The sequence below is a fragment of the Fluviicoccus sp. genome (assembly GCF_030646115.1).
Taxonomy (GTDB): domain Bacteria; phylum Pseudomonadota; class Gammaproteobacteria; order Pseudomonadales; family Moraxellaceae; genus Fluviicoccus.
Genome location: NZ_JAUSMX010000014.1, coordinates 119,274 through 140,766, shown reverse-complemented (window position 1 = coordinate 140,766; position 21,493 = coordinate 119,274). Strand labels below are relative to the sequence as shown.

At 57.7% G+C, this 21,493-nt stretch carries 15 protein-coding genes and 1 tRNA gene; 7 read left to right on the top strand and 9 right to left on the bottom strand.

The features are described from left to right. Positions 1–79: 79 nt before the first annotated feature. Positions 80–1,111 (top strand): hydrolase, encoded by a 1,032-nt coding sequence (locus tag Q7T36_RS10085; protein WP_304847507.1) that lies wholly within the window; start codon positions 80–82, stop codon positions 1,109–1,111. 47 nt (positions 1,112–1,158) lie between these two features. Here Q7T36_RS10085 and Q7T36_RS10080 read toward each other — a convergent pair. Beyond that, positions 1,159–1,249, bottom strand: a tRNA-Ser gene (locus tag Q7T36_RS10080). 245 nt (positions 1,250–1,494) lie between these two features. Here Q7T36_RS10080 and Q7T36_RS10075 point away from each other — a divergent pair. From Q7T36_RS10075 to hemN, 3 genes are all read left to right on the top strand, one after another. Further along, positions 1,495–3,414, top strand: a complete 1,920-nt coding sequence (locus tag Q7T36_RS10075; protein WP_304847504.1) for a potassium transporter Kup — start codon at positions 1,495–1,497, stop codon at positions 3,412–3,414. Positions 3,415–3,535: 121 nt separating this feature from the next. Further along, complete coding sequence (locus tag Q7T36_RS10070) at positions 3,536–4,582, top strand: cold shock domain-containing protein (RefSeq protein WP_304847501.1); 1,047 nt, start codon at positions 3,536–3,538, stop codon at positions 4,580–4,582. Between the two features lie 100 nt (positions 4,583–4,682). Further along, positions 4,683–6,068 carry an oxygen-independent coproporphyrinogen III oxidase gene (hemN, locus tag Q7T36_RS10065; protein ID WP_304847498.1) on the top strand — a complete coding sequence of 462 codons (1,386 nt, stop codon included), beginning with the start codon at positions 4,683–4,685 and terminating at the stop codon, positions 6,066–6,068. Between the two features lie 58 nt (positions 6,069–6,126). On the opposite strand, the gene Q7T36_RS10060 is transcribed toward hemN, so the two are convergent. From Q7T36_RS10060 to Q7T36_RS10035, 6 genes are all read right to left on the bottom strand, one after another. Further along, positions 6,127–6,654, bottom strand: a complete 528-nt coding sequence (locus Q7T36_RS10060) for a hypothetical protein (protein ID WP_304847495.1) — start codon at positions 6,652–6,654, stop codon at positions 6,127–6,129. A 124-nt stretch (positions 6,655–6,778) separates the two neighbouring features. After that, positions 6,779–7,951: an acetyl-CoA C-acyltransferase FadA gene (gene fadA / locus Q7T36_RS10055; RefSeq protein WP_304847492.1), complete on the bottom strand. Its 1,173-nt coding sequence runs from the start codon at positions 7,949–7,951 to the stop codon at positions 6,779–6,781. Positions 7,952–7,968: 17 nt separating this feature from the next. Then, the gene (gene fadB, locus Q7T36_RS10050) at positions 7,969–10,119 is read right to left on the bottom strand and encodes a fatty acid oxidation complex subunit alpha FadB (protein ID WP_304847489.1); all 2,151 of its coding nucleotides are present in this window, start codon (positions 10,117–10,119) and stop codon (positions 7,969–7,971) included. 299 nt (positions 10,120–10,418) lie between these two features. Beyond that, a complete protein-coding gene (locus Q7T36_RS10045) occupies positions 10,419–10,883 on the bottom strand; it encodes a flavodoxin family protein (protein WP_304847486.1) in 465 nt (154 codons plus the stop codon). Between the two features lie 60 nt (positions 10,884–10,943). Next, the gene (locus Q7T36_RS10040) at positions 10,944–12,158 is read right to left on the bottom strand and encodes a DUF445 domain-containing protein (protein WP_304847482.1); all 1,215 of its coding nucleotides are present in this window, start codon (positions 12,156–12,158) and stop codon (positions 10,944–10,946) included. A 130-nt stretch (positions 12,159–12,288) separates the two neighbouring features. Beyond that, complete coding sequence (locus tag Q7T36_RS10035; protein ID WP_304847479.1) at positions 12,289–13,095, bottom strand: prohibitin family protein; 807 nt, start codon at positions 13,093–13,095, stop codon at positions 12,289–12,291. 21 nt (positions 13,096–13,116) lie between these two features. Here Q7T36_RS10035 and dsbD point away from each other — a divergent pair, with 21 nt between their 5' ends. Then, positions 13,117–15,045 carry a protein-disulfide reductase DsbD gene (gene dsbD, locus Q7T36_RS10030; protein ID WP_304847476.1) on the top strand — a complete coding sequence of 643 codons (1,929 nt, stop codon included), beginning with the start codon at positions 13,117–13,119 and terminating at the stop codon, positions 15,043–15,045. 69 nt (positions 15,046–15,114) lie between these two features. Further along, the gene (locus Q7T36_RS10025; protein WP_304847473.1) at positions 15,115–15,546 is read left to right on the top strand and encodes a DUF695 domain-containing protein; all 432 of its coding nucleotides are present in this window, start codon (positions 15,115–15,117) and stop codon (positions 15,544–15,546) included. 12 nt (positions 15,547–15,558) lie between these two features. Here the strand turns inward: Q7T36_RS10025 and Q7T36_RS10020 are convergent, their stop codons facing one another. Beyond that, on the bottom strand, positions 15,559–16,809 hold the full coding sequence (locus Q7T36_RS10020) for a diguanylate cyclase (protein WP_304847470.1): 1,251 nt from the start codon (positions 16,807–16,809) through the stop codon (positions 15,559–15,561). Positions 16,810–17,099: 290 nt separating this feature from the next. Next, positions 17,100–19,559: a Lon protease family protein gene (locus tag Q7T36_RS10015; protein ID WP_304847467.1), complete on the bottom strand. Its 2,460-nt coding sequence runs from the start codon at positions 19,557–19,559 to the stop codon at positions 17,100–17,102. A gap of 128 nt (positions 19,560–19,687) precedes the next feature. Between Q7T36_RS10015 and Q7T36_RS10010 the strand changes: the two genes are divergently transcribed. Continuing rightward, the gene (locus tag Q7T36_RS10010) at positions 19,688–21,427 is read left to right on the top strand and encodes a proline--tRNA ligase (RefSeq protein WP_304847464.1); all 1,740 of its coding nucleotides are present in this window, start codon (positions 19,688–19,690) and stop codon (positions 21,425–21,427) included. The last annotated feature ends 66 nt before the right edge of the window (positions 21,428–21,493 follow it).

Genomic DNA, 21,493 nt, shown 5'->3' with positions numbered 1-21,493 from the left:
GATGGATGTATTCATTTTGCCGGAATCACATGCTAGCGTTAGCTCCCGTCTGTCCAGCGCCCTGCCCGGAACCCCCGTTATGAGCCCGCGTCACGTCTTTCCCCGTTCCTTTTTCCGCAGTCCGTTCCGTCCGGCGGCCGGACTTGAAAACGCGCACGTCCAGACCGTTTTCGCCACCCTCCACCGCCGGAACCTGCCCAAAGTGGAACGACACCGGCAGGAAATCACCCTGCCGGACGGCGACCATGTCTTTCTTGACCGCCATCAGCCGCACAAAGTGGCGGCGGATGCGCCCATGGTGCTGATTGTGCATGGTCTGGGCGGCAGCAGTGAGTCCCATTACGTACTGGGCCTGCAAAAGGCGCTGGGCGCCATGGGCTGGCCCAGCGCCGCCCTCAACTGTCGGGGTGCGCGGATTCCCAACCGCGCCACCCGCGCCTACCATGCCGGCGCCAGTGACGATGTCATCAGCGTGTTCAAAACGCTGGCGGACAGCGAACAGCGCCGGGTGGCGCTGGTGGGATATTCACTGGGGGGCAGCATGGTGCTGAAGAGCCTGGCGGAGCTGGGCAACGATGCCCGCCTGCTGGGCGGCGTAGCAGTTTCAACGCCGCTGGATCTGGCCGGATGCGCCGACCGGATGAATCAGGGCTTGTCCCGTTTCTATCGCAAGCACTTGCTGACCGGACTGGAAAACCTCTGGAAAGCCAAGATTGCGCACTTCCGCGAGATTGGCGCCACTGCCGAGGCAGAATTCATCAGCCAACGGCTGGGCACGCAGCCCTATACTTCATTCTGGGACTTTGACCATCAGGTGATGGCGCCGCTGCACGGCTTCACCGATGTGCATGATTACTACCGGCGCTGCGCGCCGAACCAGTTCCTGCTGCATATCCAGCGACCGACGCTGATCATCCACTCCACCGACGATCCGTTCATGACTCCGGGGGTGGTGCCGGCAACGGACCGGCTGTCGCCGGCGATCCATTTTGAGCTGGCGTCCCGAGGGGGCCATGTCGGCTTCATCGGCGGCTCAATGGCGCGCCCGGTCTACTATCTGGAACAGCGGATTCCGGCTTTCCTGCAACAGGTTTGGGAAGCGGCGAACTGAAAAACAAAAAAGCCCTCCATCTGCATGGCGGGCTTTTTTGTGGAATATGGCGGTGAGAGAGGGATTCGAACCCTCGGTACGCTATTAACGTACACACGCTTTCCAGGCGTGCTCCTTAAACCACTCGGACACCTCACCGGAGAACCGGATAAACCGTCGCCTGACCATGTGCGCCAAGCGAGGTGGGCAAGATTAGCGTAATGTTTGTGGAAACGCAAAACTTTTTTCACACTGAATAGTGCCTGAAATCATGGGGAAATTTCCGGCAGAGTGATAAAATCACCAACTTGGTCAACAAACAGCCGCGAACCCTCCCTGACATCCAATTCCTTAATAAAACAGCGAACTTCACGGCCCTTTCCGGCCTCCGGAGAACATTATTCATGCAAGCGCCAGATTCAGACTCACCGACTACCGTTGCGCCTCACGGTCATGACACCGGCAAAACACCGCTGAGCGTGTTGACCCTGGGCGCACTGGGCATCGTCTTCGGTGATATTGGCACCAGCCCTTTGTACGCGCTGAAGGAGTGCTTTCATGCCAGCCATGGCATCGCCATTACCCATGACAATGTATTGGGAATCCTGTCACTGATATTCTGGTCCATCACCATTGTGGTTTCGCTGAAATACATTGCCTTCATCATGCGCGCCGACAACAACGGTGAAGGCGGTATCATGGCGCTGCTGGCGCTGAGTCTCCGCAACAAGGGTCTGGAAAACTGGCAGCGCCGCTTGCTGGTCGCCATCGGCCTGTTCGGGGCGGCACTGTTTTTCGGTGACGGCATCATCACCCCGGCAATTTCCGTGCTGTCCGCCGTTGAAGGCCTGAATGTCGCCGCTCCGGGCCTGGACCGTTTCGTCCTGCCTATCACCATTTCGGTCCTGATCAGCCTGTTCCTGATCCAGCGTCACGGCACTGCCTCGGTCGGCAAGATGTTCGGGCCGGTGATGATGGTCTGGTTCAGTACCCTGGCCGTGCTGGGAATCATGAACATTACCAAGCACCCGGATGTGCTGCATCTGGTGAATCCCTTGTGGGCGGTCGCCTTTGTCGGCGAGCATCCCTGGATTGCCTTCATTACCATGGGCGCGGTGGTGCTGACCGTTACCGGCGGCGAGGCGCTGTATGCCGACATGGGCCACTTTGGACGCAAACCCATCCGCTATGCCTGGTTCGGGCTGGTCTTTCCGGCGCTGATCCTCAATTATTGCGGCCAGGGCGCTTTGCTGCTGGCGCATCCGGAATCGATTGACAACCCGTTTTACCAACTGGCGCCGGACGCTTTCATCATTCCTCTGATATTCCTGTCCACAGCCGCCACCGTCATCGCGTCCCAGGCCGTAATCTCCGGGGTGTTCTCCATTGCCCGCCAAGCGGTGCAACTGGGTTACCTGCCGCGCTTTGAAATCCAGCACACCTCCGCCCGGGAAATCGGTCAGATTTATATCCCGTTCCTGAACTGGCTGTTGCTGGGAGCCATCATCATTCTGGTGCTGACCTTCAAGTCCTCCAGCAACCTGGCCTCCGCTTACGGCATTGCCGTGACCATGACCATGATCTGCGATACTCTGCTGGCCGCCTTTGTTGCAGTCACCCTCTGGGGTTGGTCGCGCTGGCTGGCGGTCGCCGTAGCTGCGCCCTTCCTGGCCATCGACTTCGCTTTCTTTGGCGCCACCTCAATGAAAATCCTGCAAGGTGGCTGGTTCCCATTACTGATTGGCATGACTGCTTTTACCGTCATGATCACCTGGAAACGCGGTCGTGAAATCCTGTTTGAGAAATTGAACAATGAAACCATGCCGCTCAACCTGTTCGTCAACAGTATTGCCTCAGGTCCGGTTCAGGAAATTGACGGCACTGCTGTCTTTATGACCGGCAGTCACCAATACGTCCCGCACGCCCTGTTACACAATATGAAACACAATAAAATCCTCCACAGCCGGAACATCCTCTTGACTTTGCGCACCAAAGATATTCCCTTTGTAGATGCCCGGCACCGTCTGAAGGTCGAGCAGATTTCCCATAATTTCTGGCTGATTACCGGCGATTACGGCTTCAAGGAGCAGCCGGATGTCCCTGCGCTGCTTTCCGACTGTCAGGAGTTCGGGCTGGAATTTGACATGATGGACACCAGCTTTTTCCTGTCCCGCGAGCGGCTGATTCCTCGCGTGGAAGGCGGCATGGCTCCCTGGAGGGAAATGCTGTTTGTGGCGATGTCGCGAAATGCCGCTTCGGCCACGGATTTCTTCCAGATTCCCACCAATCGCGTGGTGGAACTGGGAACCCAGATTGAACTGTAATATGCAAAAAACCGGAGCGGACACCCGCTCCGGAACCTTAGCCGAATGATTCAGCTAATTGAGACAACGAACACGGAAATGCGGTTTAAACAGATAGGTAAATGAATAAAAAGGAGCCATCATGGCCAGCAGCCATAAAAACTTCACCAAGATTGGTATCTTCTACGACGGCAATTTTTTCCTGCATGTCAGTAATTATTACCAGTACTACCACAACCGTAAATCCCGCATCAGCATCTCGGGCCTGCATGACTTTATCCGGCACCGTGTCGCCACCGAAGAAAACACGGATGTACGTTATTGCCACATAGTTGATGCCCATTATTTCCGGGGACGCTTGCGCGCCCAGGACGCCGAACAGCGGGACCTACTGCTCAAAGAGCGGCTGTTTGATGAAGTGCTGATGCGCGAAGGCGTGACCACGCACTACCTGCCCCTGGGCCCGGATGGCGAAAAGGGCATTGATGTCTGGCTGGCGTTGGAAGCCTATGAGTTGTCCATCTACAAGCAGTTTGACGTACTGGTGTTGGTCGCCTGTGACGGGGATTTCCGCCCACTGTTGCGCAAGCTGAACACCATAAACACCCGCGTAATGCTGCTGGCCTGGGACTTTGAATATCTCGACCGTAACAACATGCAGAAACTGACGCGCACCGCCCAAGTGCTGCTGGATGAGGCCACCTACCCGGTATTGATGCACCAGTTGATTGACGACCGCTCCTTGCGCAGCGATGCCCAGATCAACAACCTGTTCCTGTATCCCAAGGAAGACCAGAGCGCCTTCAATAACGGCTTTGGTTTCGGCGGCTCCGGCAATGGCCATCATCATGCATCGCCGGCAACGCATTTTCCGCCGCTGATCGGCACTCCGGCAGTCCAAACGCTGCAAGTGCCCCACAGCGATATCCGCAATGAAGGCTCCATTCAGAGTTTGAAAGAAGGCGGATTTGGCTTCATTACGCCGGACGACAACATGGAGAATGTGTTTTTCCATTTCAGCGAGGTCAAGAACCGCAGCTTTGCCTCTCTGCATGTCGGCGACCGGGTGAGCTTCCTGCTGGGCCGCAATGACAAGGGCTTTTGCGCCACACAGATCCAGGTGATCACCCCGGAGCAGATTCTCCCATCACAACCGTTCGTCCCCTATGAGGATATTATCGAGGAGTGAAACACAGCTGTCCGGTGCAGGCCTTCCCCTTCGTCCGGACAGTTTCCCTTTAGCGTCAAGCCCCTATAAAATAGAGGGAATTCCTACCCGGATTCCCCCCATGAACAACGCCTTGGTTTTCGATCCCGAACTGCTGCAACGCTACGACCTCTCGGGGCCGCGATATACCTCCTACCCGACCGCCGTCCAGTTCCATGAAGGCTTTGGCGAAGACGCCTATCGCGAAGCCATTGCCGTGTCCAATGCCGCAGCGCGCCCGTTGTCGCTGTATGTACACCTCCCCTTCTGCGGCACTGTTTGCTATTACTGCGCCTGCAACAAGATCATCACCGCCAACCGCAAGCGTGCCTCGCCCTATCTGGAAGACCTGCACCGCGAAATCGAGTTGCAGGCAGAACTGTTTACACCCGGCCGGGAAGTCCGGCAACTGCATTGGGGCGGTGGAACACCGACCTTCATCAGCGATGAGGAAATGACGGCGCTGATGAACCAGTTACGCGGCCAGTTCACCTTCCTCGACAACGACGAAGGCGATTACTCGATCGAGATTGATCCCCGCGAAGTCACCCCGGCCAAGATCGCCCATCTGCGCAAGCTCGGCTTCAACCGCATGAGCTTCGGGGTACAGGACTTCGACCCCAAGGTGCAGGAAGCCGTCAACCGCATCCAGTCTGTCCGGGAAACCTTTGAAGCGGTGGATGCCGCACGCACGAACGGCTTCAAGTCGATCAACATTGACCTGATCTATGGCCTGCCCTTCCAGACCGTGGACAGCTTTGCAGTTACTCTGGAAAAAATACTGGAACTGTCACCCGACCGGTTGTCAGTGTTCAACTACGCGCACATGCCGCATCTGTTCAAGGTGCAGAAACAGATGGATGAAGCCACGCTGCCCACCCCGGCGGTGAAGCTGGCGATCCTGCAATACGTCATTGAAAAGCTGACCTCGGAAGGTTATGTCTATATCGGCATGGACCACTTCGCCAAACCCGATGACGAGTTGGCACTGGCTCAGGAACACGGCACGCTGTACCGCAATTTCCAGGGCTACAGCACCCATGCCGGTTGCGACTTGGTGGCCATGGGGATTACGTCCATCGGCATGGTGGATGACACCTACAGCCAGAACGTAAAGACCCTTGAGGAATACCATGAACGGGTCAGCGCCGGACAGCTGCCGGTGTACCGGGGTGTAAAGCTGACGGAAGATGACAAGCTGCGTCGAGCCATCATTACCGAACTGATCTGCCACTTCAGGGTGGACATGGCGGCGATGGGTCATGCCTGGAGCATCAGCTTCGAGGATTACTTCTGCAAGGAGCAGGAACAGTTGCAAGGCATGGCGGCCGACGGGCTCCTCAGCCTGAATGACGGGCATATCCAGGTGCTGCCGCGCGGGCGGTTGCTGATCCGCAACATCTGCATGGTTTTTGATGCCTACCTGCAAGGCGCGGAAGCTAAAAAACGGTTTTCTCGCGTTATCTGAGAACCAATCCATCGGGTTTGGGCTTGATGCTGTCTGGCCCCAACTCCGGGATTTCCTGCTAGAACTGCACGCCCAAGCCGCCATGCAGGCCGCCTTCAAACCCCACGCCCAGCGCCAGATAGCCATAAAGTGGTCCTGATTCCTTACGCAAGCCCAGCAGATCCAGCTGGAAGCCGGTTGCATGGTCCGTCGCATCTCCATTTTGATGCTTGATCGCCACCCGGCTCAAGGACAATCCCGAGTAGGCGGTGTAGCCTGGATTCGGCACATAATCATGCTGAAAATCCAATTGCCAGGATCTCAGGGTGCTGCCATTGATCTTTTCACGCACATAGGAGGTTCCCAACCGGGTATTTGAATTGAGGCGATAACTGTAACCGCCGCTACGTGTTCCCGTGCTGGAAACATGATCATCAATCTGGCCATTGCTGAGTCCGGATACCAGAGCGTTGCCCATCCACACCGCGACATAGGGGGCAGACAGCGCTCCGGCCCCCAAATGGAATTGATGCCGTGGCTGCTCGGCGGCACTTGTCACTGAAGCCACAACGAACAAGCATCCGGGAATCAGGTTGAGGGTTTTCATACATTCTTCTCTTTGTGGAAGTTTGGTGGCGCGAGAGGAGTTTACCCTTCCATGCACCCAATAAAAAACCCCGTCGCCTTGTGGGCAACGGGGTCGCTAGCCTTCGGTAAAAGGCGAGTTTTCTTTACACGCGCTGGATAATGGTGGCGATACCCTGACCCAGGCCGATACACATCGTGGCCAGGCCGAACTCGGCATCCTTCCATTCCATCACGTTCAGCAGCGTGGTGGTGATACGCGAACCGGAGCAGCCCAGCGGGTGGCCCAGTGCAATGGCGCCGCCGTTCAGGTTGACGAAGTCATCAGCCTTGTCGAAAATCTTCAGACCCTTCAACACCGACAAACCTTGAGCCGCAAAGGCTTCGTTCAGTTCGGCGATCTGGATGTCTTCAATCTTCAAACCGGCACGTTTCAGGGCCTTTTCTGTTGCCGGAACCGGACCCCAGCCCATGATGGCGGCGTCGCAACCAGCAACGGCCATGCTCACGATCTTGGCGCGGGGCTTCAGGCCCAGCTCGGCAGCCTTGGCGGCAGACATCACCAACATGGCGGAAGCACCGTCAGACAGCGCGGAGGACGAACCGGCCGTAACCGTGCCGCCCTTCGGGTTGAAGGCGGGCTTCAGCGAGGCCAGCTGTTCCAGCGAGGCGTCCTGACGGATCACTTCGTCGATTTCGCAAAGAACCTTGAAGCCATTGGCGTCATGGCCTTCCACACCGATCACTTCATTCTTGAAACGGCCTTCCAGCGTGGCTTCCCATGCCTTCTTGTGCGAACGCAGGGCAAACGCATCCTGCATTTCGCGGCTGATGCCGTTCATGGTGCCCAGCATTTCGGCCGTGAGGCCCATCATGTTGGAGGCCTTGGCGTAGTGCTTGGAGGCGGCCGGGTTCAGGTCGATACCATGCATCATGCCGACGTGGCCCATGTGTTCCACACCGCCGATGATGAAGATGTCGCCTTGACCGGTCATGATCTGGGCAGCGGCCGTGTGCAGCGCCTGCATCGAGGAGCCGCACAGACGGTTCACGGTCTGGCCAGCAACAGTGCGCGGCAGTTCGGCCAGCATGGCGATGTTACGGGCGATATTCATGCCCTGTTCCATGGTCTGGTTGACGCAGCCCCAGATCACGTCTTCAACTTCGTTGGGGTCGATGGCGTTGCGCTGCAGCAGCGCCTTCACCAGCTCGGCGGACAGGGAGTCGGCACGCACATTGCGGAACATGCCGTTGCGGGAGCGGCCCATGGCGCTACGCACGCCATCAACAATCACGACATCACGAGGATTCAGTGCCATTTTCATGCGCTCCTTAATTAACCGAAGAACTTCTTGTTGGCGGCAGCCATGTCACGCAGCAATTGCGGCGCTTCGTAGGCCTTGCCCAGGTGGGCGTACTTTTCGCACTGGGCGACGTAGTTGGCGACACCGATCTGGTCCACATAACGGCAGGCGCCGCCACGGAACGGGGGGAAACCGATGCCCATGATCAGGGCCATGTCAGCTTCGGCAGCGGAAGCGACAATGCCTTCTTCCAGGCAGCGGGCCACTTCGTTCACCATCGGGATCATGCAACGGTCGATGACTTCCTGGGCTTCAAATTCCTTACGCTCGGCAGACGTAGCCGCCAGCAACTCGTAGGTGGTCTGGTCGACGACTTTCTTGGGTTTGCCCTTCTTGTCCTGTTCGTAAACGTAGTAACCCTTGCCGTTCTTCTGGCCGAAGCGGTTGTTTTCGAACATGATTTCGGTGCCGGACTTGTAGTCGGGCGCCATGCGGTCAGGGAAGCCTTCGGCCATGATCTTGGCGGCATGCACACCGGTGTCGATACCGACCACGTCGAGCAGGTAAGCCGGGCCCATGGGCCAGCCGAAACGTTCCATGACCTTGTCGACGGCCTGGAAGTCAGCGCCGTCACGCACCAGCATGTCGAAACCGCCGAAGTAAGGGAACAGCACGCGGTTGACGAGGAAGCCCGGGCAGTCGTTGACTACGATCGGGGTCTTGCCCATCTTCTGCGCCAGCTTCACGGTGGCAGCGACCGCAGCATCGGAGGTCTTCTCGCCACGGATCACTTCGACCAGGGGCATCATGTGCACCGGGTTGAAGAAGTGCATGCCGATGAAGTTTTCCGGACGCTGCAGCGACTTGGCCAGATGCGTGATGGAAATTGTGGAGGTGTTGGAAGCGAGGATGGTGTCTTCCGCCACCAGGCCTTCGACTTCGCTCAGCACGGCAGCCTTGACCTTGGGGTTTTCGACCACGGCTTCGATGACGATGTCGACGGTCTTGAAATCACCGTAATTCAGCGTCGGACGGATGCGCGACAGCACCTTGCCCATTTCCGCCGGAGTCATGCGGCCGCGTTCAACGGTCTTGCCCAGCAGCTTGGTGGCTTCGCCCATGCCCAGATCGAGGGCCTCGGTGCGAATGTCCTTCATGATGATCGGGGTGCCCTTGCTGGCGGCCTGGTAGGCGATACCGCCGCCCATGATGCCGGCGCCAAGCACGGCAGCCTGGTTGATTTCCTTGTTGGAGCCCTTTTCGTGCTTCTTGGAAATCTTCTTCACGGCCTGGTCGGCGGTGAACAGACCGATCAGCGCATTGGCTTGCGGGGTCACGGCGACCTTGGCGAAGTTCTTGGCTTCAACCTTGAGTGCGCTGTCGCGATCCAGGCTGACATGCTGCTGCATGGCTTGCAGCGCCAGCTTCGGAGCCGGGTAGTTCGGGCCGGCCTTGCCGACCACCATGGCGGTCGCGGTCTGGAAAGCCATCATCTGTTCCAGCATGTTCAACTTGACCGGATTCAGCTTTTCGGCACGCTTGGCTTTCCAGTCGAGCTTGCCGTTGATGCACTGGTTGACCAGGTCAATGGCGGCTTCACGCAGCTTCTCGGGAGCAACCACGGCATCGACCGCGCCGTCTTTCAGGGCTGCGTCAGGACGCTTTTCACCGGCAGCGGCAATCCATTCGACGGCATTGTCGATACCGATCACGCGCGGCAGGCGCACGGTGCCGCCGAAGCCCGGGAAGATCCCCAGCTTGACTTCAGGCAGACCGACCTTGGCGGCGGTGGACATGACGCGGTAGTCACAGACCAGGCACATTTCGAAACCGCCGCCGAGGGCGATGCCGTTGATGGCGGCCACGGTCGGAACCGGCAGGTCTTCGAAACTGTTGAAAATGGCGTTGGACTGGGCCAGCCATTCGAGAATGGTGGCTTCACCACCCGCAAAGCTGGCTCCGAATTCACTGATGTCGGCGCCGACGATGAAGACGGGCTTGCCGGAGGTGACGATCAGGCCCTTGATGCTGCTGTCGGCCTTGACGGCGGCAACAGCGGCAGCCAGGTCTTCGACCGTGGCGCGGTTGAACTTGTTGACCGATTCATTGGCGAGGTCGAACTTGAACTCAGCAATACCGCCGTCGAGGGCTTGCACGCTGATGGCAGTTCCGGAATAAATCATGCCGAAGTCTCCATAATTTTGTGTTGGATGGCACACTGAAAAGCTGGTCTGCGAACGATGCCCAAGAAGGACATGCGGCAAACCGGGCGCGCGATTCTGGCTGGCGACGGCACTTAGTGGACGCTCGTCGCTTGGGCGCGGCTAAGTGTATGACACTCGGTGGTGGTTTTGGCAGTCTTTTGTGGACTGCCGGTCATTATTCTTACGATGGTAAGATAAAGACGGATGTGCTGCAATGGCAAGGGTTTGCGGGGAAATTCACCTTCATTTACCGGATGATCGTATGGGAAATTACCGTATCAGAATACCCCCGCTTCCAGCCCGGCCGCCATATACAACCCCGCCTCCTCCGCCTCGGCAATGAACCCATCGCGCCATTCGCCCCGCAACACAAGCGGCTCCTGCACCTGTTTCCAGCGCAGCCCGGTCAGAATGGTGTCCAGCGCCCGGCGGGTGCCGGTACCGTCATGGCCGGCGCGAATGACGATGGCGCAGGGCAACCCCTGCTTTTCTTCCAGCACCGGGTAATAACAGCGGTCGAAAAAATCCTTGAGCGCGCCGCTCATGTAACCGAGGTTTTCTGTGGTAAAGAGCAGGATGGCGTCGCAGGCCCTGATGTCATCGGGAACTGCCTGTAAGGCCGGCTTATGAACAACGAAAACATCGTTGATGTCCGGATGATGTGCGCCGCGAAGCATGGCTTGCAGCAGTTGTTGCGTATTGGGGGACGGGGTGTGGGCGACGATCAACAACCGCTTGCTCATGCCATTCCCCACCCAAACAAGGGGAGCTGCAACTCCCCGTTCCTTTGCATGGCGGCTGCCTCAATGCAACATGAACTGCACCTGCAATTCACCGACCATGAAACCCAGCGCCGCGCCCACGGCAATCAGTGACCACTCGTCTTCCTTGAAGGCCGGACGCAGCATGCCCTCAAACTCGGTCGGAGTCAGGCGCTGCATGCGCTCCACCAGCGTGTTGCGGATATCCATGGCATCCTCGGCATAGGACTCCATGTGCTTCATGGTTTCCGGCAGTTGCGCCATGATCTTCTGGGCCACATTCGACTTCATGGCGATGTACTGCTGGGTGCCGACCGCATACACCACCAGCGGTTTGACCATGCCGGACTGGTTGTCGATCATCAACCGGACATGGCGGTGCAGCAAGTCCATGATGCGGTCGGACAACGGACCGCGACACAGCTCTTCGATCATGTTGGCCGGGGTCAGCAACTCCTTGGAAATCAGGGCGGCATAGTCACGGGCCACTTCCTGCTGACGGCGCAGGAATAGCCCCTGCACCGTGACTCCCAGGTACTTGCGGGGCTCCAGCGGCCGGAACATCATTTGCAGGGCCGCCCAGTCGCTGAAAAAGCCGACGAAACCGCCAAAGGCCGGCAGCATCCAGCCCTGGTGCCAGATCAGCCAGCAGACCATCTGGATCAGGCCGATGCCAAAGCCGAAGTAAAAGCCCGCATTGCTGAAGAACTTGAATTCCTGACGCCCCACCTTCTTGAAGATGTCGTTCAGCATCCGTTTGTCTTTCAACAGGTTGCTGATGACCATGTGCTTGATGTCGAAATACTTGCCGACATCTTTCTGCACCTCGGCCATCACCGCCTCAACCACGGCAGGCGCTTCCGCCTGGACTTTCTTCACGATCTTCGACCGCGCAAAATCCGGCATGGCCTCCCACAAGCCCGGCTTGTAGGTCTGGGCCACGTCATAGACGATCTCCTCAACCGCCGCCGTCATCGGCGCTTCAATTTCCTTGGCGATCCGTTTGGGGTCCAGGCGCGCAAAAATTTCCTCGGCGGTAATCAGCCGCGTGGTCATCAACTCTACGGAGATGGTCGCCATTTTCACCGCCTTGCGCGGCACAATGCCCTGCCAGCCGAAAAACGGCTTGATCCCGATAAACTCCAGCGGCGAAAACATCATCTCGATGGCCACCACCTTGGTGATGTAGCCAATCAAACCGCTGATGAAGGGAATGGAAATGTACAACCACATGTTAGCCTGGAATTCTTGCCACATAAGAGGGTCCTTGCCGGGTCTCAGCCCTGTTAAGCCATCATGAAAATCACTGCCCGATAATGTGATTCATTCGCAGAAGCGGGTCAATGTTCTAAAACGACAGAAATGTCCGTCGCCAACGCCACTCCGCTTACTGGGCATTCCGCAAATCAATGAAAGGCGTGGCGCCGCCGGTGACTTGCGGCAACTTGCCGTCCCACTTTTCAATGGCGCGCTGCTGCATTTCAATCTGGCGCAGCTTGATCAGGTTTTCGGTGACATTTTCCTTTTGCACGCGCAGCGCCTCGGCTTCGGCGCGGGCCTGCGTCATTTTCTGTTCGGATTCGATGCGGATACGCTCCAGATCGCGCTCGGCTTTCAGCTTCAGTTGCTCAGCCGTGGTCTTGGACTCAATGGCGTTGCTGAACTCCTTGGAGAAGGCGAAATTAACAATGGAGAAATCGTCGACAATGACGCCGTAATTAGCCAGTCGGTTCAGCAGCAGGTTGCGGATTTTCTCGCGAACCTCCTGACGCTTTGAAATCAGCTCCTCCGCCGTATACTGGGCGGTGGCGGCCTTGACGGACTCGGAAACCGCCGGGAGGATCATGCGGTCGCCCACGGCCGCGAAGTTACCGATGGTCTGGTAAACATGCGCCACTTTTAACGGGTCCAGATGGTAATTGATGGCGACATTGGTCGTGACCTGCTGCAAGTCCTTGGAAGCGGCATCGCCCTGCCCTTCACCTTTTTGAACCTGGACATTCATGATCACGACTTTCTGCATGATCGGCACCCGCAGATGCAGGCCTTCCCCCAGGATTTCCTTCTGCACCGCACCGAAATTCATCACCACCCCGCGCTCACCCGCGCCAATCACGACAAACGGATTGAGGATTAACACAAGCAGTAATGCGCCAAACCCCATTACGGCGTATTTTATAAAATTGGCATTCATGGTCGGTTCCCGGAGTTTTCCTTGAGACAACATGTGTTGCAGCTAATCATACTTGTCCTGTCATGGCTAGTGCTTTACCCGGTGGCCGGCGCGGCCGAGCTGAAACGATTTGACGGGGGCGCATTGCCTTCGTTCACAGGCATCAAAAGCAATGAGCGGGACTTCCTGCCTGCTGAACAAGCTTTCCGGCTGCTGGCGGAACCGCAGGGCGATGCGTTGTCCTTGCAGTTTGTCGTGGCGCCCGGTTACTACCTGTACAAGGACCGTTTCCGGTTTCAGGTCAAGAGCGGCAATGTCATTGTCGGTGAGGCCGGATTCAATCATCCACCGGAATGGAAGGATGATGCCGAGTTCGGCCGGGTGCAGGTCTATCACAGCGATGTGCTGGTAAACCTGCACCTGAACGGTCAGGGCGAGGTGCAGGTAGGCTGGCAGGGATGCGCCGAGGCCGGGCTGTGTTATCCGCCGCAATCCCAGGTGATTTCCGTCAGCGCTTCCGCACGCACACCGGACATCCGCATTACCCCAAAGGATGTCAGTATTCCCATCCCCACCATCGTGCCCACCATTACTTATGACGTGGAAGAGGATACCGGCATCAGCCAGACGGACGCTGCTCCGGCCGAAAACCAGGATCCAGGCATCATACCTACACCGGCGCCGGCGGTACCCGATCAGTTCAATCTGGCAGACCGGCCGCTGCTGGCCTTGCTGACGCTGTGGGTGCTGGGTTTGGGGCTGGCTTTTACGCCGTGTGTGCTGCCCATGCTGCCCATTGTCGCCGGGCTGGTGGCGCGCCAGCATGCGGGTAACGCCCGGCAGGGCTTTCTGCTGGCGTTGGCTTACGGTATCGGTGTCGCTTGCAGTTACGGCACGTTGGGGGCATTGATTTCGTTATTCGGCGGGCAGGCCAACCTGGCGCTGTGGCTGCAGCATCCTGCGGTGCTTGTGGTGTTTAGCCTGTTGTTCGCGGTGCTGGCACTGGCCAGCTTCGATGTGTTCCACCTGCAATTGCCATCCGCCGCGCAGCATCATCTGGATGCACTCAGCCGCAAGGGCAAAGCCGGCAGCTATGCCGGAACCATGGTCATCGGTTTCTTTTCAGCGCTGGTGGTTTCGCCCTGCGTCTCCGCCCCGCTGGCCGGAGTGCTGCTGACGGTGTCCGCCCAGGGCAATGTCGTGATGGGTTTTTCCGCCCTGTTTGCGCTGGGGCTGGGGCTCAGCACGCCGCTGATGATTCTGGGCGCCAGTGAAGGCCGCTTCATGCCCAAGTCCGGCTTGTGGATGAACCGTGTCAAGCAGGCTTTCGGCGTGATGCTGCTGGGGGTGTCGATCAGCCTGCTGAACCGCATGCTGCCCGGCCCGGCAAGCCTGTTCCTGTGGGCAGTGCTCTGCGCTGGTACGGCCTTCTGGCTGAATCTTTGGGGCGGAAAATGGCGGGTGGTGTGGCGCACCCTCTCCTATACCGGCCTGATCTGGGCGGCTGCCCTGCTGGCGGGTGCAGCCAGCGGCGGCTCCAACCCGCTGCAACCGCTGCAGCATCTGGGGCAAGGAGCGGCAACTCCGTCTTCTGCCACCGCATTCCGCACCATCCGCAACAGCATGGAACTGGATGCCTTGCTGGAAACATCCCGCAGTGCCCGGCAACCGCTGCTGCTGGATTTCTATGCCGACTGGTGTGTCAGCTGCAAAGTCATGGACCGGGAAATTTTCTCCCGCCCGGAAACCCTGGCGCGACTGCAGAACTGGCAACTGGTGCGGGCTGACATTACCGACAACACTCCTGCCTCGCGGGATTTACTGAAGCGCTTCCAGTTGTTCGGGCCGCCCGCCGTGCTGTTTTTCCAGGATGGTCAGGAACGGACTGAAGCCCGTGTCGTGGGTGAAATGACGCTGGAGGGCTTCGAGCAGCACCTGCAGCAATACCCGATGGAAACACCGGCGCAATAACCCTGAATTAAGTGTGCAAATTCCGCCGGACTCGCCTAAGGTTTCTGAAATAGGCAGGGTTTCCGGAGAATGATGATGGAGCAAGAGTGGCTGACCGCAGCAGCGGATTACGAGGACGGCTCAAAAAAGATCTACAGTGTGCGGCAACATGCGCCTGAGGGCGCCGATCCGGAGGAGTTTTCGACGGTTGTCGTCATTGAATGGATTTTTGATGACGAATTGCCTGATGCGCATCTGCTGAAGGAAATGCAGGCTTTCGAGGAGTTGCTGGAGCCGCTGGATGATGGTGTGGAACACTTCATGGTGCATATCATTACCGGCGACGGACAGCGGGAATGGTGCTATTACACCAGGAGCTATCCCAGCTTCATCAAGCAGATGAACCAGTTGCTGGCCGGCCGCCAACATTACCCGCTGGATATTGAATATCAGGAACACACCGACTGGGAGTACTGGCAGGAAATACTGGAATATGTTTCTGAAGGGGCGAAGGCGGATTAAGCCAAGCACTGCTTAATCCCGGAAACACACGAACCGGTTGCGTCCTTGGTTTTTGGCTTGATACAAGGCCATATCGGCTTCACGAACCAGACTGCCGGCGACTCCTGATGGCTGCGGAACGCGGGTTGAAATGCCAATAGACAGAGTCACTGAAGTCGCTACCGTTGATTGCGGATGCGGTATGGCCGTACTGCGGATGCTTTCCATGATCCGACGGGATATTTCCTCAGCCCCAGCCGCATCTGTCCCAGGAAGCAGTATAACAAACTCCTCTCCGCCATAACGCGCCACTATATCAATCGAACGATGCAGTGCTTTGCTCAGGGCCTGCGCGATTTTCTGAAGGCATAAATCGCCGGCAGAATGCCCGAGAGCATCGTTATAGAGCTTGAAAAAATCCACATCCAGAAACAATACAGATAAGGTCTTGCGGTCACGCAGTGCGTGATCCCATTCCCTTTCCAGGAATGTGTCGAAGGCCCGTCGATTATAAAGGCCGGTAAGCCCGTCATGCTGAGCCAGCTTCGCCAACTGCTCATTCAGCGTTTGCAGGCGATCTGTCTGGATATCCAGCATCAGACCCTGCAAGAATGCCTTGCGCTCACGACGCTCCGTGATGGCCGCCAGCGCCAGCATCACGAACGAAAAGAGGACATAATAATGCAGGAACAGCATGGGGCTCAGCGGCCAATGATTCAACAAGGCGGTTAGTACGGCCAAACCACCAGTCAACAGCATCAATGGGGCATAGTGATAAATGACAATGCGAAGCCCGAATGTGACCAGTGAAATGGTGACAGCCACATAGATGGCAACCATCCCTGCAAAGAGCGGTTGATGAATGAGAAAGGCGGAAATAGTAATGGCATAAACTGCCAGCGCACCAAAAATGATCATGAAGGCATACAAATGCCGATTAATGAACGGGATGCGATGACCAACAATGATTCCACAAACAGCCAGTCCCAAAGGCACATAAGCGGTTTTAATCAACTGATAATGATTGGCTGACAATAAATCCTGGTGCATCAGGATATTTTTCAGAAATAACAAGCCCACGATCACCAAAAGATAAAGCCTGCCGACACGGATGATCATCTGGCTGTCTTCCACGCGCCTGCGGATGAAGGCCTGCTCAACCGGCTCAGGAAACCGGAAAAACCAGAGACTGACCGCGGACTTCATCACTTCCGAGATTCGGCCAAGCTCTTCGTATCGCTGACCGGCCTGGGTGGACATCATGGACAGATGTGTGTCTTGCATGCGGCTCTCCTGAAACCATGCGCCAGAAACCCAAACCTGTAACAATCGATAGCCATCCAGCTATTGGACAAGGTCTGAAGAGTTTTGGCAGGACAGGAAAATAACAAACAGCCGGAGTTAATTCAAGAAAAAACCATTAATGATTAACCATAGCATCAACAGAATAATTACGGTCAGCATATAATATAAAACCACACCGAATTACAAAAAATACAAATCATTCACTAGCAAATAATATGAATATCAGCATGAATCCCCCCGCGAATAGCAGCCAGGGGGATTCATACGAATCAGGCAGCGGCCTCTTTATCCGAACCTTTCTTGCCGCCCTTCTTCTTGCCCTTATTCTTCTTGCCGACGCCCTCGCCGTGGTCGTCACGCTCGGCTTTCTGCCAGCGCTTCAACTGTTTCAGCACCCGGCCGGTGATACTGTCATCCGGATAACGCCCCTTGCTGTCCGGCTGCCCCATGGGCATGCCCAGCATCAATTCCAGAGCTTCCTCGGCCTTGCTGATGGCATAGATGACGAACTGCCCTTGATCGACAGCCGCCAATACGTCCGGCCGCAGCATCAGGTTGCGCACGTTCTGCACCGGCATTACCACGCCCTGCTTGCCGCTGATGCCCTTGAGCTGGCAGGCGGCAAAAAAGCCTTCAATCTTGGCGTTGATGCCACCGATCGGCTGCACCTCTCCCACCTGGTTCATGGAACCGGTAATGCCCATGCCCTGCAGCACCGGGATGCCACTAATGGCCGACACCAAGGCCACCAGTTCCGCCAGCGTGGCGCTGTCGCCATCCACACCGCCGTAGTTCTGCTCGAAAGCAATACTGGCGGAGAAATGCAGCGGTCGTTCGCGGCCGAAACGGGACTTGAGGTAGCTGGAGAAAATCAGCACGCCCTTGGCATGCAGCGGGCCGCCCATGTCCACGGTGCGCTCGATATCCAGCACTTCACCGCCGCCATGATGCACGGTGACGGTGATGCGTGACGGCATGCCGAACTCACTGTCGGCGTAATGGATGACGGTGAGGCCGTTGATCTGGCCCACTGCGCCGCCGTCCACGGTCAGCAACTGGGTACCGTGGGCAATATCTTCCAGATAGTATTCACGCAACTGGCCGCGACGACGCTCCTGACCGTCCAGCGCCAAGCGCACATGACGGGCGGTCACCTGCTTGGCCTCCTCTGACTTGGCCCAAAAATGCGCCTCGCGCAGCAAGTCGCCGACACTGGCGGCATGCAGCGACAACTTGTGCTGATCATCGGCGGAGCGCGCGCTTTCCTCAATCAGGCTCATCAGCGCACTGCGGTCAAAAGGCAGCAGTTTTTCCTTGGCGACGCAATCCGCCAGGAAATGACCGTAGCGCTGTTCGTTCTCCAGGCTGCGCGGCATGACACCGGCAAAGTCGGCGCGGATCTTGAACAGTTGCTGGATTTCCGGGTCATATTCCTGCAACAGGTAGAAGGTTTCCGGATCGCCCAGCAGAACCACTTTCAGGTGCAGCGGAATGGGGTCTGGCTCCAGCGAGATGGTGCCGGTCAGGGTCAGCATCTGTTCCAGCGACGACTGCTTGATGGCGCGCGACTTCAAAGCCCGTTTCAGCCCTTGCCAGGCATAAGGCTGTTCCAACACCTGCTCGGCTTCCAGCATCAGGAAACCGCCGTTGGCGCGGTGCAGTGAACCAGCACGGATCAGGGTAAAGTCGGTGGCGACCGTCCCCATGTACGTTACCTGTTCCACGTGTCCCATGAGGTTATAGTGCGTGGGCAAGTCCTCGAACACCACCGGCGCGCCCTTCTTCGGGTTGTGCGTCACCACCACGTTGACCTGGTAGCGCGAGGGAATGGCGTTGTCGGAGGTGACGCTGGCTACCGCGTCCTGCTCGGAATCATGGGCGTTGAGGATCAGGTCGATGTTGTCGACCACGTCCTGCTGGTAGGCGTCGAGGTAGTCAGTGAACGGCTTGAGGTCATTGAACTGGTCATAGACCCGCTGGAACAAGGGCTTGATCGTGGCCAGCGCCACCTCCTCGTTCAGCTTTTGCACCTGGTCGCGATTGATTTCTTCCAGTTTTCCCAGCTTGTCGGCAAGTTTCTGCATGCGCTCTTCCATGTCGACCATGGCTTTCTTGCGCTTGTCCTGTTCGTCCTGGGGCAGGGTGTTAAACTCCTCGACGTTCATCACCTCGCCCTTGTCATTCACCGGCGAGAAGCCATGGCCGCCGGGCGTGCGCAGCACCAGCTTCAGTCCGCGCTTTTCCCCTTCCAGCGCCAGATCCTGCAAGGCTTCCTGCTGGGCCGAAGACAATTCCCCCTTCAGCCCCTCCACACGGCCCTGATAGGCCTCATGCTGGAAGGTGGTGAGAATGGCGCGGCTGAGTTGGCGCCACAGCTTCACCAGCGCCTTTTGCAGCAACGCGCCCTTGCCCGGCGGCAATTGCAGGGCCATGGGCTTGCGCGGATCGACAAAGTTATTGAGGTAACACCAGTCGCTGGCGGGCGGCATGTCTTCCGCCATTTCCTGCAGTAAGCGCTTGATCATGGTGCGCTTGCCCAGACCGTTGGAGCCGACAGCAAAGATATTGTAGCCATCGTGCGGCATGGCCAGCGCCATGTGCACCGCCTCGCGGGCGCGGTCCTGACCCAGGAAATCATTGAAGGCCTTGGCGCGGCGGGTGGACGCCGGCAGGGATTCGGCGTGGGCGGGTTTGTACAACTGGTCAACGGTCAGGGGTTTTACAGGCATGAAGGCTTCCGGGGGACAGCGACATTTCAGGGAAAGACGGCCATATTAGCAGTTTTCTCCGGGGGGCTGTACGCCGTACAATCGCGCCATCCGTATCACCTGCTCATTTTTTCTATTGGAACCCGAATATGCGCGCCAGCCGATTCCTGCTTGCCACCCTGCGTGAAACCCCCAGCGACGCCGTCGTGATTTCCCACCAGCTGATGCTGCGCGCGGGCATGATCCGCAAAGTCGGCACCGGCCTGTATAACTGGCTGCCGCTGGGCCACCGCGTGTTGAAGAAGGTGGAAGCCATTATCCGCGAGGAAATGAACCGCGCTGACGCCCTGGAAGTGCTGATGCCCGTGACCCAGCCCGTGGAACTGTGGGAAGAGTCCGGCCGTTATGTGCAGTATGGTCCGGAACTACTGCGCTTCAAGGATCGTCATGGCGCGCCCTTTGTACTGGGCCCCACCCATGAAGAAGTGATTACCGACCTGGCGCGCAACGAATTGCGCTCGTACAAACAGCTGCCGGTGAACTTCTACCAAATTCAGACCAAGTTCCGCGACGAAATCCGCCCACGTTTCGGCGTCATGCGCTCGCGTGAGTTCATCATGAAGGACGCCTATTCCTTCCACGCCAACCAAGCCTCCCTGCAAGAAACCTATGACGTGATGTACGACACCTATTGCCGTATCTTCACCCGCCTGGGGCTGAATTTCCGTCCGGTGCAGGCTGACACCGGCAGCATCGGCGGCACCGGCTCCCACGAGTTCCATGTGCTCGCGTCCAGCGGCGAAGACGATATCGCCTTCAGCAATTGCAGTGAATACGCCGCCAACATAGAGATGGCCGAAGCCCTGGCTCCGGCTCACGCCCGTGCAGCCGCCTCCGAAGATTTCCGTGAAGTGTCCACCCCGACCCAGACCGCCTGTGCCGATGTTGCCGCACTGCTGGGCCTGGACGTCAGCCGCACTGTCAAGGCTGTGGCCGTGGTGACGGAAACCCAGGCCGATGAAAAAGCCCCGGTGGTCAAGCACTTCACGCTGCTGCTGGTGCGCGGTGATCATGAAGTCAATGAAATCAAGGCCGGCAAGCTGGCCGGGCTGAAAGATCACCGTCTGGCGACCGAAGCCGAGATTGTTGAGTTCCTGAACTGCAAACCCGGCTTCATTGGTCCGGTGGGCGTCAGCAAGGCGGTGCGCGTCATTGCAGACCGCACCGTAGCCGTGATGAGTGATTTCGTCTGCGGCGCCAACAAGGAAGGCTTCCACCTGGCCGGCGTCAACTTTGCCCGCGACCTGCCGGAGCCGGAAGTGGCCGACATCCGCAACGTGGTGGAAGGTGACCCCTCCCCCGACGGCAACGGCACGCTGGAGATCAAGCGCGGCATCGAAGTCGGCCATATTTTCCAGCTCGGCACCAAGTATTCCGAAGCGCTGAATTGCAGCGTGCTGGGCGAAGACGGCAAGCCGTTCGTGGTGACGATGGGCTGCTACGGCATTGGCGTCACCCGCGTGGTGGCTTCCGCCATTGAGCAGAACCACGACGACAGCGGCATCATCTGGCCGGACGCGATTGCCCCCTTCCACATTGCACTGGTGCCGATGAACTGGGCCAAATCGATGCGCATTCAGGAAGAAGGCGAGAAGCTGTACCGGCAATTGGCCGCCGCCGGTTATGACGTGTTCTTTGATGACCGTAACGAGCGCCCCGGCGTGAAGTTTGCCGACAGCGAGCTGATGGGCATTCCGCATCGCCTGGTGCTGGGCGAGAAGGGTCTGGATCAGGGCTTTATTGAGTACAAAGGCCGTCGCGACAGTGAAACCAGCCACATTCCGCTGGATACGCTGTTCGATTTCCTGGCGCAAACGATAAAAAAATGATCAGTCGGGGCGTGTAAACGCACGTCCCCCTTGATCAAGGGGTGCAATCTGGTATTATGCACCCCT